Here is a 12,665-nt window from a genome sequence, read left to right as displayed (position 1 = left end):
GTTTATTTATCCCTGTTCACGACCATATCGGCCAGCGCGCGCAGCGCCTGGGTCCGTGCCTGGCCATTGGTGTCGAGTCCGCTGGCATCCAGCGCGGCGAGTGCCTGCGCCAAGAGCGCCTGGGCATAGGCGCGCGAGCGTTCCAGCCCGAGCAGCGACACATAGGTCGGCTTGTCCTGCGCCGCGTCCTTGCCGGCGGTCTTGCCCAGCGTGGCAGAGTCGGCCGTGACGTCCAGGATGTCATCCACCACCTGAAAAGCCAGCCCGATCGCAGCACCATACTCGCCCAGCGCCGCTGTGGCAGCCACCGGGGCGACACCGCAGGCGGCGCCCATCAACACACTGCCCTGCAGCAGGGCGCCGGTTTTCAGGCGGTGCATCTCGCGCAATTGCGCCTCGCTCAAAGCCAGGCCCACGCTGGCCAGGTCGATCGCCTGGCCGCCGGCCATGCCCTGGTACCCTGCCGAGCGGGCCAGCAGGCGACACAAGGCAGCCTGCACCGCAGCGCTGACCGTGCCATCGTCCGGCGTGAGCAATTCAAACGCCAGCGCCTGCAGCGCATCGCCGGCCAGCAGGGCCTGGGCCTCGCCAAACCGGACGTGCACCGTCGGCTTGCCGCGGCGCAGCACGTCGTTGTCCATGCACGGCAGGTCATCGTGCACCAGCGAGTAGGCATGGATCAGCTCGGCGGCGCAGGCGGCCCGCAGTGCCGCATCGGTATGGCCGTTCACGGCTTCGCAGGCCGCCAGCACCAGCAGCGGCCGCAGCCGCTTGCCGCCGTCCAGCACGGCGTAGCGCATCGCGTCGCCCAGTCCGGCAGGTGCGTCCATCACAACCCAGTTGGAGAGCGCCTGCTCGACCCTCTCCAGATGCGTGCCGCTCCACGCGCGCAGATCGAAGCCTGGCGCGCTGCGGGCGACGACCTGCGGCCTCACTCTTGTGTCCATGGCTTGAGCACGCCGTCGTCGAGCACCTTGATCTGGCCTTCGACCGCCTCCAGCTTGTCGCGGCAGAACTTCAGCAGCTCGGCCCCGCGCTGGTAGCCGCTGAGCAACTGCTCCAGCGGCATCTTGCCCGACTCGATCTGGCTCACCAGCTGTTCGAGCTCTTCCAGCGCCGCCTCGTAGCTGGCGGGTGGAGCGGGTGTCTTGGTCTGGGCAGGGGCCTTGGGCATGGGGTTATTACGGATCGAAAACCCCGATTTTAGGCGTTGGGGACAGGAACGCCCCGCCAGCGCCCCTGCGGGGTACAATCGACGACTCCTTTCTGGGGTCTTCGAATCCCTTCCCCGGCGCTGCCGGCCCACCCTTTCCGCGTTTCTCTCTTCGGATTGAGCGTCTACCCTTCTGCCCCTTCATAGGGGGAGTCTCTAGGTCAGGTCACCATGACTGATTTAAGTCTTCAACTGCAGCAGGCCGCAAGCCAACTACCAGTTTCAAGCTACTTTGACGAAGCGCTGTACCAGCGCGAGCAAAGCACTATCTTTCAGCCCGGGCCCCGCTATGTGGGGCATCAGTGCGCCGTGCCCCAGGTGGGGGATTACCACACGCTGCCCGCCGAGGGCGAGGGCCGCGCCCTGGTACGCACGCCGCAGGGGGTGTCGCTGATCTCCAACGTCTGCCGGCATCGCCAGGCCCTGATCCTCAAGGGCCGCGGCTCGCTGCAGACCAGCCAGCCGGGCAGCTCGGGCGGCAACATCGTATGCCCGCTGCACCGCTGGACCTACAGCGGCGGCGGCCCCGACCAGGCCAGCCCGGCCGGCACCCTGCTGGGGGCGCCGCATTTTGCCCAGGACCCCTGCCTGAACCTGAACGACTACCCGCTGCAGGCGTGGAACGGCCTGCTGTTCGAGGCCAACGGCCGGGACGTGGCCGCGGATCTGGCCCACATGGGCCCGCTCGCCGCACTCGATTTCTCGGGCCATGTGCTGGACCGGGTCGAACTGCACGAATGCAACTACAACTGGAAAACCTTCATCGAGGTCTACCTGGAGGACTACCACGTCGGCCCGTTCCACCCCGGTCTGGGCCAGTTTGTCAGCTGCGAAGACCTGCGCTGGGAATTCAAGGACGCCTACTCGGTGCAGACCGTGGGCGTGGCGAACCGGCTCGGCAAGGCGGGCAGCCCCGTGTACGAGCGCTGGCAGCAGGCATTGCTGAACTACCGCAATGGCCAGCCACCGCGCTACGGCGCGATCTGGCTCTCGTACTACCCGCACATCATGGTGGAGTGGTACCCGCATGTGCTCACGGTGTCCACCCTGTACCCGATGGGTCCGCAGAAGACCCTGAACATGGTCGAGTTCTTCTATCCCGAGGAAATCGCCGCGTTCGAGCGCGAATTTGTCGAGTCGCAGCAGGCCGCCTACATGGAAACCTGCGTGGAAGACGACGAAATCGCGCTGCGCATGGACGCCGGCCGCAAGGCGTTGATGCAGCGCGGCGACAACGAGGCCGGCCCCTACCAGAGCCCGATGGAAGACGGCATGCAGCACTTCCACGAGTGGTACCGGCGCGTGATGCGGCGCGCGCCCGTGCAAGCCTGACCTCACACGCGGCGAGTCCGATGCCATCGTTCCTGCAAGGCCGGCACAGCGGCATCGTGGCGCCGCTGGACCGCGCCAACGTCGATACCGACGCCATCTTCCCCAAGCAATACGGCCGCTCCACCGCCAGAAGCGGCTACGGCGACGTGCTGTTCGACAGCTGGCGCTATCTCGACCCCGGCGATCTGGGCCAGGACCATTCCAGACGCCGGCGCAACCCGGATTTCGTTCTCAACCAGCCCGCGCTGCGCGGCGCCACGGTGCTGCTGGCGCGCGGCAACTTCGGCTGCGGCTCCAGTCGCGAACATGCGGTATGGGCCCTGCGGGACTATGGCTTCAAGGCCGTCATGGCACCCAGCTTCGGCGACATCTTCCGGCAAAATTGCCCGCTGGGCGGCGTTGCCGCCATCACCTTGACTGCAGGCGACGTGGACGCCCTGTTTGCCATGGCGCAGCACCAGGTGCTGAACGTCGGCATCGACCTGATGGCCGGCCGCGTGCAGGCTGGCCCGCAGTCCTTCGGCTTCAACCTGAGCCAGCGCGAGCGCCATTTGCTGACGCAGGATGGCGACTGGATCGCCGCCACGCTGACGCAGCGCCCGGCCATCGCCGCCTTCGAAGCGGCACGCCTGGCACGCCAGCCCTGGCTGGCCAAAACACTGGAGAATTGATGCAGGCCCTGTGGATGATTCTTGCCTCGCTGCTTTTCGCCAGCATGGGGGTGTGCGTCAAGTTCGCCTCCAGCGCCTTCAACAGCGCCGAGCTGATTTTTTACCGCGGCCTGATCGGCGTCGTCTTCCTGGGGGCGCTGGCCCGCACGCGCGGCATCAGCCTGGCCACGCGCTTCCCCGGCATGCACGCCTGGCGCAGCCTGATCGGCGTGATGTCGCTGGGCGCGTGGTTTTACGCCCTGGCGCACCTGCCGCTGGCCACCGCCATGACACTCAACTACATGAGCAGCGTCTGGATCGCCGCCTTCCTGGTCGGCGGCTCACTGCTGCTGGGCCGGGTGCAGAAGCAGGGTCCGCTGGTGCTGACCGTGATGCTAGGCTTTGTCGGCGTGGTGCTGATGCTGCGCCCCACCTTCGACCACCACCAGGCCTTCGCCGGGCTGCTGGGCCTGCTCTCGGGCATGAGCGCGGCCTTCGCCTACATGCAGGTGATGGCGCTGTCGCGTCTGGGCGAGCCCGAGACGCGCGTGGTGTTCTACTTTTCCGTGGGCTCGGTGGTGGCGGGCGCGGCCGGCATGATGGCGGTCGGCATCTCGCCCTGGGTCTGGCCGTCCGCGCTGTGGCTGATCCCGGTCGGCGTGCTGGCCTCGCTGGGCCAGTTGTGCATGACCCGCGCGTATAGCCATGGCGCCACGCTGGTGGTGGCGAATTTGCAATACTCGGGCATTGTGTTTGGCGCGATTTACAGCGTGGCCCTGTTTGGCGACCATATCGAGCTCATGGGCTGGGCCGGCATGGGCCTGATCGTGATCAGCGGCATTGCCGCCACCGTGCTGCGCGAGCACGCCGTCCCCCACGCCCCCGCCGAGGAACATTAGGATGAAACACCCCCGAAGCGCCTGCGGCGTAGTGCCACTGCCAGAGGCCGTGGCTCTTCGAGGCCGTCCAGACCTGCTCAGGCAGGTCTGGAGCCGCGGCCTCTCAGCCCCCTCAAGGGGGCGATACCGGCGGCCCGGCAAAGCCGGTTCCGCGGTATCCCTGGCATCTGGCCGCACCGGTTTCAGGCGCCGTAGATCGCGCAACGCACAGTGGAGCAATTGACATGTACAACACCCTGATTTCCGTCGAACAACTGCAAGCCTTGAGCCAAAGCGGCCAGCCGCTGATGGTCTTTGACTGCAGCTTTGAGCTGATGCAGCCCGCGGTGGGCGAGCAGCAATACCGCGATGCGCACATTCCGGGCGCGGTCTATGCCCACCTGGACACCGCGCTGAGCGCCCATGGCCTGCCCGATGCGAGCGGCAAATTCCAGGTGCCGCCGGACGCGGCCTCGGGCGGGCGCCACCCGCTGCCCGCGCGCGAAAAATTTGCCATCTGGCTCAGCAGCGTGGGCTTTGCCAACGACATGCAGGCCGTGGTGTACGACCGCCAGGGCGCCAACTATTGTGGGCGCCTGTGGTGGATGCTCAAGTGGGCCGGCCATGAGAACGTGGCCGTGCTCGACGGCGGCCTGCAGGCCTGGATTGCAGCGGGCGGCGCCACGGCCAGCGGCGAGGAACCCTCGCACTTTCAGTCGAACTTCATGCTGGCCCCCGCCAGGGCTTCGCTGGTAGCTACAAAAACAGTAGCAGACCAATTGGGCCGACCGACCCAGACCCTCATTGATGCGCGCGGCGCGCCGCGCTTTCGCGGCGAGGTCGAACCGCTCGACCCGGTCGCGGGCCACATCCCTGGCGCGCTGAACCGCCCGTTCAACCAGAACATCGGGGTCGACGGCAAGTTCAAACCGGCCGCACAGCTCAAGGCCGAATTCGACACCCTGCTGGCCGGCCGCGACCCGGCCAGCGTGGTGCACCACTGCGGCAGCGGCGTCAGCGCCGTACCCAACATCATTGCGATGGAAGTCGCCGGCCTGGGCCGCACGGCGCTGTACGCGGGCAGCTGGAGCGAGTGGAGCAACACGCCGGGCCTGCCCTGCGCGCAGGGTTGAGGCGCCAGGCGCGCCTCACGTCATGAGGCCATCAGATCATCGAGCCGGCTCGTCGGCGAAATCGCGATCCGGGTTGTTCGGGTTGCCCAGCTTCCAGTAACCGCGCGCCACCACGCCGCGGGCCTCCACGCCGCGCTCCTTGACCCAGAAATCGCGAATGCGGCGCATCGCCGTCGATTCGCAGCCCACATAGATCCGGCCCGGGCCGGGCGGCAAGGCCGGCAGTGCGCGCAGCGCGGCCTCCAGCGCCCGGCCCGCCGCGGCCGGGTCGGCATCGCGCACCAGCCATTGCACGTCCACGCCGGCGGGGCTGTGCAACTCGCGCGCCTCGGCGCTATCCGCCACTTCCACAAACACCAGCGCCTTCACGCGCGCGGGCAACTCCGCCAGGATCGTCTCGATCGCCGGCAGCGCAGTATCGTCGCCGGCCAGCACAAACCAGTCGGCGCCCGCGTCGATCTTGTAGCCCGGCGCCGGGCCCATCAGCACCAGGCGGTCGCCCACCTGCGCGCGCGAGGCCCAGCGGCCGGCCGGCCCATAGGCGTGCAGCACAAAGTCCACATCGAGCAGCATCGCCTTCGCATCGAAACTGCGCGGCGTGTAGGTGCGCATCAGGCCCGAGCGCGGGCCATCGTCCTGCGGCATCGGCGCTTCAATCTGGCCTTCGTCGGGAACCGTCAGCTTGAGGTGCCCCGCCGGACCGCGCCATTCAAAGCCCGCCAGATCGGGCCCGCCAAACGTGATGCGCGCCATGTGCGGGCTCAGTCGCCGGATGTGCTGGACCTCGATACGGCGCGGCGTGGGACGCGGGCGCGGCGGCCGGGCGTCGGTCGAACGAGCAGGAGCAGGTGGTGGTGTATTCATGGCTTGATTATGGGCACATGCTGAAATCCATCGGCCAGCACCAGCAAGTGCCGCACCTTCACCGAAAATTTACATTCTGGCCACCACCATCGCGTCATCCGATCGGGCCGGCGCGCCGTTCATTGGGGTGCGTCGTTCGGCGCACGCATCTCTTGATGCCATCCACCCGGAAGGAACCCTCATGAAAATCAAACACCTGCTTCTCTCCAGCTTCGTCGCCTTTGCCGGCCTGGCCGCCCTGGCACCTACCATCGCCTCGGCCGCGCCGTATGGTCATAAGGTGTGCCATTGGGACCGGCATCACCACCACCGCGTGTGCCACTGGGTGCGCTGATCCCGCAGCAGCCCCGTTGCTGCAACCGTCAAGAAGGCCGCCCTCTTGCGAGAAGCGGCCTTTTTGTTCATGCACGCGCGCAACACGCCTTCCCGGTTTTGCGCCATCCCCGGGCCGGTGATGCCGGAGGGTGGTGCCCCTGCCTGAAACCTGGCGGGCATGTCGAGGACTTCCTGTACTCCAGTTTCGATAGCTGATTGTTCACGTCCTGTATGGGATAGCAGCAGGTTTGGTCCTGAATTCTGACCGATGGCAGGTGCTTGTCTCCGCTACCCATGCGCCATGTGGCTCGCCGCCGTGACCAGCGCAATGCCCAGCAGCAGCCAGGCAATCTGCGCGGCGGTGCGCCCGGCGCTCTGGCGTATCTGCAACTGGGGAATCAGGTCGGCCAGCGCCACGTAGATGAAGCTGCTGGCAGCCACCACCAGGAAGTACGGCAGGAAGTCGTGCAGCTGCACGACCAGCCAGAAGCCGAGCAGCCCGCCAATGGCGGTGGCCGCGCCGGCAAGCGAGACCTTGATGAACGCCAGGCGGCGGGTGCTGGTGCTCTGGCGCAGCACCATGAGGTCGCCCATGTGGTGCGGCACTTCGTGCACCAGCACGGCCAGCGCGGTGAGCGCGCCCAGGCGCAGGTCGGCCGAGAAGGCCGAGGCGATCAGCACGCCGTCGCCAAAGCAGTGCACGCTGTCGCCCGTGAGCACGGCCCAGCTGCCGGTGCGCGGGGGAAAGTGGTGGTGTGCGTGGCCGTGGTCATGCGCGTGGTTATCCACATGGTCGTGGCCCGCGTGATCGCCGTCGCCGTGGTGGTGTTCGTGCCCGTGGTGCCAGAGTTCGGCCTTGTCGAGCAAAAAGAAAAACACCAGACCGGTGAGCAGCGCCATGAACAGATGCTGGGGGCTGACCTGGCTCTCGAAGGCCTCGGGCAGCAGGTGCATATAGGCCGTGGCCAGGAGCGCGCCGGCGGCCAGGCTGAGCATGTGCGGGGTGTAGCGCGCCAGCGCGCGAAAGCTCAGCATGGCCGCGAGCCAGACGCTGCCGACGCCGGCCACCAGTGTGCCGGCCAAGATTGCTATCAAAGTCATAGCTATATGCGCCCGACCATCAAGGGCCAGGCGCCTGAAAGGTTAATGGAAAAGCCGCCGCACCGGGCGGCCGGCATCACGCTACGCCGTTCGCCTTGAACCAGGCCAGGCAGCGCGTCCAGCCATCTTCGGCCGCCTCTTTGCGGTAGCTGGCGCGGTAGTCGGCATGGAAGGCGTGCGATGCTTCGGGATAGACCACGAACTGCGAGGCGCTGGACGCGGCATTGCCCGCGGCCAAGGCTGTCTTCATCTTATCAAGCGTGTCAAGGGGGATGCCGGCGTCCTGCGCGCCATACAGGCCGAGCACCGGGGCGCGCAGGCGGGTGGCGATATCGATCGGGTTGGTGGGCATGAGCCTGCTCGGCGTACCGACCAGGCGGCCGTACCACGCCACCGCGGCCTTGATGTTGCCGTGCGCGGCGTACAGCCACGCCTGGCGCCCACCCCAGCAAAAGCCGGTGACGCCGACGCGCGAGGTATCGCCACCGTTGGCGCCGGCCCACGCCGCGGCACCATCGAGGTCGGCCATGACCTGGGCATCGGGCACCTTGGCGACAACTTCCGACATCAGCTTGGCCATTTCGCCGTAGGACCCCGGGTCGTCGCTCTGGCGCGCAAACAGTTCGGGCGCGATGGCCAGGTAGCCGGCCCTGGCAAAGCGGCGCGCCACATCGGCGATGTACTCGTGCACGCCAAAAATCTCGTGGATCACCAGCACCACGGGCAAATTTGTCCCGTTCGCGGGCGCGGCCCGGTAGGCTGGCACCTCGAAGCCGTTGACCTTGTACGTGATCTCGCCCACGCTGAGATCCCCGGAGGAGGTTTTGATGGCCGTCTGTGCCATCAGGGGCAGCGCCAGGGCCGAATAACCCACGCCCAGCGCGGCCTTCAGGGTGGTGCGGCGGCTGGCGCCGGCCTCGGTGGAGCGGCCGGGTCGCAGCGAGTCAAAGTCGGTTTCCAGGTCTCTGTGCAACATGATGATTCCGCGTGGCCGTGATCAAAACAGACGCCAGTTTAAGCAATATTCCCTTAAGAATCGCTTCATAGTCCGGCCCTATACTGTTTTGATCCCATCCCGTTCAGATTGAAGTACGCACGTGGCACCACCAGCAAAATCAGCAAAAAAATCGCCCTCGAAGAAGTCACCCTCCCCCAAAAATCCGGGCGTCAAGGAGGAACTCTGCACCCTGGTGCTGCAAGGTGGCGGCGCACTGGGCGCCTACCAGGCCGGGGTTTACGAAGCCATGGACGCGCATGGCCTGCGGCCCGACTGGGTGGCCGGCGTGTCGATCGGGGCCATCAATGCCGCCATCATCGCCGGCAACCCGCCCGAGCGGCGTGTGGCGCGGCTGCGCGAGTTCTGGGACGGCGTGTCGTCGCAGCTCAAGTTTGTCGATTTGCCCAAAAGCTTTGGCACCGAGGCACGGGAAATATTGAACGAGTCGCGCGCCGCCATGGTGGCCGCGCTGGGCGTACCGGGGTTTTTTATACCGCGGATGCCGCCCGCGCCGTTTCAGCAGCCGGGCACACGCGCGGCCCTGAGCTACTACGATACGGCGCCTCTGCAGCACACGCTGGAGCGGCTGATCGACTTCGACCTGATCAACACCACGGACCCGCGCCACAAGGTGCGCCTGTCGGTGGGTACGGTCAACGTGACCACTGGCAACTTCCGCTACTTCGACTCGACCGACCCGGATCGGCACGGTCCCATTGGCCCGCGCCACATCATGGCCAGCGGCGCACTGCCGCCGGGGTTTCCGCCGATCGAGATCGACGGCGAGTTTTACTGGGATGGCGGCCTGGTGTCGAACACGCCGCTGCAGTACGTGATCGACCAGCCGCGCGCGCACGACATGCTGGTGCTGCAGGTGGACCTGTTCAGTGCCAGGGGCCGGTTGCCGCGCAATTTGAGCGAGGTGGCCGAGCGCGAAAAGGACATCCGCTTTGCCAGCCGCACGCGGCTCAACACCGACCTGGTGGCGGAGCAGCAGAAGATCGGCGCCGCTGCGCGCCGCCTGGCCGCCAAATTGCCGCCCAACATGGCCGGTGACCCGGACCTGGCCGAACTGCTGGCCACGGGTTCACCCGACGCCGTCACCATCCTGCACCTGATCCACCGCAGCAAGCACTACGAGACGCAGTCCAAGGACTACGAGTTTTCGCGCCAGACCATGCTGGAACACTGGGCCGCGGGCCAGGCCGACGTCGAGTGCAGCCTGGCCAGCCCGCGCTGGGCCGCCCGCAGCAGGGCGCCCGCCGGTATCACGGTGCTGGACCTGACGCCGCCGACAAAAATCCACAATCATCACAAGGAAGCCCGATGAAAATCGACGATGTGCGCAAGAACGCCTTTTCAATGCCGCTGACCAGCCCGATCTACCCGCCGGGTCCGTACCGCTTCATCAATCGCGAGTACCTGATCATCACCTACCGCACCGACCCCGAGGCGCTGCGCGCCGTGGTGCCGGAGCCGCTCACCATCGACGAGCCGCTGGTCAAGTTCGAATTCATCCGCATGCCGGACTCCACCGGCTTTGGCGACTACACCGAGTCGGGCCAGGTGATCCCCGTCAAGCTGAACGGCGTGGCGGGCGGCTACTCACACTCGATGTACCTGAACGACGACGCGCCGATTGCCGGCGGCCGCGAAATCTGGGGCTTTCCCAAGAAGCTTGCCTCGCCCTCGCTCGCGGCGGACAAGGACGTGCTGGTCGGCACGCTGGACTACGGCGCGATCCGCGTGGCCACGGCCACCATGGGCTACAAGCACCGCACACTGGCCACCGCGCCGGTGCTTGCCGGCATGCTCGCCCCGAACTACCTGCTCAAGATCATTCCGCATGTGGATGGCACGGCGCGCATTTGCGAGCTGGTGCAGTACGAACTGCAGGACGTGACGGTCAAGGGCGCCTGGTCGGGTCCGGCCGCGCTCGAGCTGTTCCAGCATGCGCTGGCCCCCGTGGCCGCCCTGCCGGTGCTGGAGGTCGTCTCGGGTATGCACATCCTGGCCGACCTGACCCTGGGCCTGGGCCGCGTGGTGCACGATTATTTGGTCAACTGATTTTTTTACAGAGGAAAAAACCATGAAGATGCAAGACAAGATCGCCATCGTGACCGGCTCCGCCGCCGGCATCGGCAAGGAAATCGCCATCACCTACGCGCGCGAGGGTGCCAAAGTGGTGATCGCCGACATGAACAAGGACGCAGCCGAAGCCACGGCGCAAGAGCTGCGCGGCACCGGTGCGCGGGCCATGAGCGTGGCCATGGACGTGACCAGTGAGGATCAGGTCAATGCCGGCGTGGCCGAAGTCGTGACAGCCTGGGGCGGCGTGGATGTGCTGGTCAGCAACGCCGGCATCCAGATCGTGCATCCGCTGGAAGAATTCACGCTGGCGGAATGGAAAAAAATGCTCGCCATCCACCTGGACGGCGCATTTTTGACCACCAAGGCCTGCCTGCCGCACATGTACGCGAGCGGGCGCGGCGGCAGCGTGATCTTCATGGGCTCGGTGCACTCCAAGGAAGCCTCCATGCTGAAGGCGCCCTATGTGACCGCCAAGCATGGCCTGATCGGCCTGGCCAAGGTCATTGCCAAGGAAGGTGCCAGGCATGGCGTGCGCGCCAACGTGATCTGCCCCGGCTTTGTGCGCACCGCACTGGTGGAAAAGCAGATTCCCGAGCAGGCCAAAACGCTGGGCATCAGCGAGGCCGAAGTGATCAAGAACGTGATGCTGAAAGAAACGGTGGACGGCGAGTTCACCACGGTGCAGGACGTGGCCGAGGTGGCGCTGCTGTTTGCCTCGTTCCCGAGCAATGCGCTCACCGGCCAGTCGCTGGTCGTGAGCCACGGCTGGTTCATGCAGTAAATGGAGCGCGACGCGGCGGACGCCGCGAGCACGCCGGTCCTGTGGTTCTTTGCCATCCTGGCCGGCGCGCTGGCGGCCGGCGCCGTGATCGGCTTTCGCGCGCTGATCACCGGCATGGAGTGGCTGACCACGGGCCATGTCGGCAGCCTGGTGGAGGCGGCCCGGTCATTGCCACCGTGGCACCGGGCGCTGGTCGGCTCGGTGGGCGGCCTGCTGGCCGGGCTGGCGCTGTACTGGGGCTGGCGCTGGGCCGCGCGCGGCCCGGACGGCGCGGTGAACCTCGACTACATCGAGGCCGCACGCGCCGGCCGCGTCGACCTGAACAACCGGACCACGCTGGTGCGCAGCCTGTCGTCCCTCTTGTCGGTGAGCACCGGCGCCTCGATCGGCCGCGAAGGGCCGATGGTGCAACTGGGCGCCTGGCTGGCCGCCGAGTTGGCCCACGTCGCGCCGCTGTCGGCCGAGCAGCGCAGTGTGCTGCTGGTGTGCGGTATCGCCGCCGGCATCGGCTCGGCCTACCACGCGCCCGTAGCCGGCGTGGTGTTCGTGCTGGAACTCGCACTGGGCTTTCTGGCGGCCCAGACGGTGGCACCGGTGCTGATCTCCTCGGCCACGGCGGCGGTGCTGATGTTTGGCCTGGTCGATCCGGCACCGCTCTACGTGATGCCTACCGTGAACCTGGTGCCGACCAGCCTGGGCATGGCGCTGCTCGCCGGCCTGGTGTGCGGCGGCATCGGCTGGGCCATGCTGGCCCTGGTGGACCGCGGTCGCAGCGCTTTTGGCCGCATCCGGTCACTGCCGCTGCGCCTGGGCGCCGGCGGCGTGCTGGTGGGCCTGCTGTCGGCGTTCGTGCCGGAAGTCTGGGGCAATGGCTACAGCACCATTTCGCACTTGCTGCAGGGGGGATCGCCCTGGACCTGGGTGCTGCTGATCCTGATTACCAAGCTGGTGGCCACGTTGCTCAGCACGGGCTCCGGAGCGATTGGCGGCATGTTCACCCCCACCCTGTTTGTCGGCGCCACCAGCGGCTACCTGATCGCGCAGGTGATGTCCTTCTGGCTGCCCCTGGCCTGGGTCGGCGACCCGCGCACGCTGGCCGTGATCGGCATGGCGGCGATGCTCACGGCGGTCACCCACGCCCCATTGATGGCGATCGTGATGGTGCTGGAGATGACCAACCAGTTCCAGCTCACCGTGCCGGTCATGCTGGCCTGCGGCGTGGCCCACGCCGTCAGTACGCAATTCGGCGTCAAGCCGATGTACGGCAACCCGATCGAGGCGCGCCACTGAGCGCCGGCGCGTCGGTGCGC

General features: G+C 66.9%; 14 protein-coding genes. 9 read left to right on the top strand and 5 right to left on the bottom strand.

Annotation, left to right across the window (positions count from 1 at the left end; all coding sequences use genetic code 11):
• Nucleotides 1-2: 2 nt before the first annotated feature.
• Nucleotides 3-947: a polyprenyl synthetase family protein gene (locus B0E49_RS03240; RefSeq protein WP_077560510.1), complete on the bottom strand. Its 945-nt coding sequence runs from the start codon at nucleotides 945-947 to the stop codon at nucleotides 3-5.
• The gene (locus B0E49_RS03235; RefSeq protein ID WP_077560509.1) at nucleotides 932-1,174 is read right to left on the bottom strand and encodes an exodeoxyribonuclease VII small subunit; all 243 of its coding nucleotides are present in this window, start codon (nucleotides 1,172-1,174) and stop codon (nucleotides 932-934) included. The genes B0E49_RS03240 and B0E49_RS03235 overlap by 16 nt, the downstream gene beginning before the upstream one ends.
• 210 nt (nucleotides 1,175-1,384) lie before the next feature.
• On the opposite strand from B0E49_RS03235, the gene B0E49_RS03230 reads away from it, so the two are divergent.
• The 4 genes from B0E49_RS03230 to B0E49_RS03215 all read left to right on the top strand — a co-directional run bounded on the left by B0E49_RS03230 (nucleotide 1,385) and on the right by B0E49_RS03215 (nucleotide 5,206).
• The gene (locus B0E49_RS03230) at nucleotides 1,385-2,545 is read left to right on the top strand and encodes an aromatic ring-hydroxylating oxygenase subunit alpha (protein ID WP_077560508.1); all 1,161 of its coding nucleotides are present in this window, start codon (nucleotides 1,385-1,387) and stop codon (nucleotides 2,543-2,545) included.
• A 20-nt stretch (nucleotides 2,546-2,565) separates the two neighbouring features.
• Nucleotides 2,566-3,216 (top strand): 3-isopropylmalate dehydratase small subunit, encoded by a 651-nt coding sequence (leuD, locus tag B0E49_RS03225; RefSeq protein ID WP_077560507.1) that lies wholly within the window; start codon nucleotides 2,566-2,568, stop codon nucleotides 3,214-3,216.
• The gene (locus tag B0E49_RS03220) at nucleotides 3,216-4,094 is read left to right on the top strand and encodes a DMT family transporter (protein WP_077560506.1); all 879 of its coding nucleotides are present in this window, start codon (nucleotides 3,216-3,218) and stop codon (nucleotides 4,092-4,094) included. The genes leuD and B0E49_RS03220 overlap by 1 nt, the downstream gene beginning before the upstream one ends.
• Before the next feature lie 224 nt (nucleotides 4,095-4,318).
• Entirely contained in the window at nucleotides 4,319-5,206 is an 888-nt protein-coding gene (locus B0E49_RS03215) for a sulfurtransferase (protein WP_077560505.1), read from the top strand.
• Nucleotides 5,207-5,242: 36 nt separating this feature from the next.
• On the opposite strand, the gene B0E49_RS03210 is transcribed toward B0E49_RS03215, so the two are convergent.
• A complete protein-coding gene (locus tag B0E49_RS03210; protein WP_077560504.1) occupies nucleotides 5,243-6,070 on the bottom strand; it encodes a siderophore-interacting protein in 828 nt (275 codons plus the stop codon).
• 181 nt (nucleotides 6,071-6,251) lie between these two features.
• Between B0E49_RS03210 and B0E49_RS20420 the strand changes: the two genes are divergently transcribed.
• Nucleotides 6,252-6,404, top strand: coding sequence for an HHHH-motif protein (locus B0E49_RS20420; protein ID WP_168174985.1), 153 nt, complete (start codon nucleotides 6,252-6,254; stop codon nucleotides 6,402-6,404).
• 269 nt (nucleotides 6,405-6,673) lie between these two features.
• Here the strand turns inward: B0E49_RS20420 and B0E49_RS03205 are convergent, their stop codons facing one another.
• Nucleotides 6,674-7,486, bottom strand: a complete 813-nt coding sequence (locus B0E49_RS03205; RefSeq protein WP_077560503.1) for a ZIP family metal transporter — start codon at nucleotides 7,484-7,486, stop codon at nucleotides 6,674-6,676.
• Between the two features lie 76 nt (nucleotides 7,487-7,562).
• A complete protein-coding gene (locus B0E49_RS03200; RefSeq protein ID WP_077560502.1) occupies nucleotides 7,563-8,462 on the bottom strand; it encodes a dienelactone hydrolase family protein in 900 nt (299 codons plus the stop codon).
• 121 nt (nucleotides 8,463-8,583) lie between these two features.
• Here B0E49_RS03200 and B0E49_RS03195 point away from each other — a divergent pair, with 121 nt between their 5' ends.
• Genes B0E49_RS03195 through B0E49_RS03180 form a run of 4 tightly spaced genes read left to right on the top strand, consistent with a single transcriptional unit; the run spans nucleotide 8,584 to nucleotide 12,645 of the window.
• A complete protein-coding gene (locus tag B0E49_RS03195) occupies nucleotides 8,584-9,813 on the top strand; it encodes a patatin-like phospholipase family protein (protein ID WP_077560501.1) in 1,230 nt (409 codons plus the stop codon).
• Nucleotides 9,810-10,550 (top strand): acetoacetate decarboxylase, encoded by a 741-nt coding sequence (locus tag B0E49_RS03190; RefSeq protein WP_077560500.1) that lies wholly within the window; start codon nucleotides 9,810-9,812, stop codon nucleotides 10,548-10,550. The genes B0E49_RS03195 and B0E49_RS03190 overlap by 4 nt, the downstream gene beginning before the upstream one ends.
• Before the next feature lie 22 nt (nucleotides 10,551-10,572).
• Nucleotides 10,573-11,355 (top strand): 3-hydroxybutyrate dehydrogenase, encoded by a 783-nt coding sequence (locus B0E49_RS03185; protein WP_077560499.1) that lies wholly within the window; start codon nucleotides 10,573-10,575, stop codon nucleotides 11,353-11,355.
• Nucleotides 11,356-12,645: a chloride channel protein gene (locus tag B0E49_RS03180; protein WP_077560498.1), complete on the top strand. Its 1,290-nt coding sequence runs from the start codon at nucleotides 11,356-11,358 to the stop codon at nucleotides 12,643-12,645.
• Nucleotides 12,646-12,665 lie beyond the last annotated feature (20 nt).

Origin of the sequence: Polaromonas sp. C04, from assembly GCF_002002705.1 — a bacterium.
Classification (GTDB): Bacteria; Pseudomonadota; Gammaproteobacteria; order Burkholderiales; family Burkholderiaceae_C; genus Rhodoferax_A.
The sequence above is the reverse complement of the archived record's forward strand: the minus strand, read 5'-3'. Positions and strand labels throughout refer to the sequence as shown.

Coding starts and splice junctions, on each gene's coding strand:
- B0E49_RS03240 (WP_077560510.1), bottom strand. CDS start 947: ATGGACACAAGAGTGAGGCCGCAGGTCGTCGCCCGCAGCGCGCCAGGC.
- B0E49_RS03235 (WP_077560509.1), bottom strand. CDS start 1,174: ATGCCCAAGGCCCCTGCCCAGACCAAGACACCCGCTCCACCCGCCAGC.
- B0E49_RS03230 (WP_077560508.1), top strand. CDS start 1,385: ATGACTGATTTAAGTCTTCAACTGCAGCAGGCCGCAAGCCAACTACCA.
- leuD (WP_077560507.1), top strand. CDS start 2,566: ATGCCATCGTTCCTGCAAGGCCGGCACAGCGGCATCGTGGCGCCGCTG.
- B0E49_RS03220 (WP_077560506.1), top strand. CDS start 3,216: ATGCAGGCCCTGTGGATGATTCTTGCCTCGCTGCTTTTCGCCAGCATG.
- B0E49_RS03215 (WP_077560505.1), top strand. CDS start 4,319: ATGTACAACACCCTGATTTCCGTCGAACAACTGCAAGCCTTGAGCCAA.
- B0E49_RS03210 (WP_077560504.1), bottom strand. CDS start 6,070: ATGAATACACCACCACCTGCTCCTGCTCGTTCGACCGACGCCCGGCCG.
- B0E49_RS20420 (WP_168174985.1), top strand. CDS start 6,252: ATGAAAATCAAACACCTGCTTCTCTCCAGCTTCGTCGCCTTTGCCGGC.
- B0E49_RS03205 (WP_077560503.1), bottom strand. CDS start 7,486: ATGACTTTGATAGCAATCTTGGCCGGCACACTGGTGGCCGGCGTCGGC.
- B0E49_RS03200 (WP_077560502.1), bottom strand. CDS start 8,462: ATGTTGCACAGAGACCTGGAAACCGACTTTGACTCGCTGCGACCCGGC.
- B0E49_RS03190 (WP_077560500.1), top strand. CDS start 9,810: ATGAAAATCGACGATGTGCGCAAGAACGCCTTTTCAATGCCGCTGACC.
- B0E49_RS03185 (WP_077560499.1), top strand. CDS start 10,573: ATGAAGATGCAAGACAAGATCGCCATCGTGACCGGCTCCGCCGCCGGC.
- B0E49_RS03180 (WP_077560498.1), top strand. CDS start 11,356: ATGGAGCGCGACGCGGCGGACGCCGCGAGCACGCCGGTCCTGTGGTTC.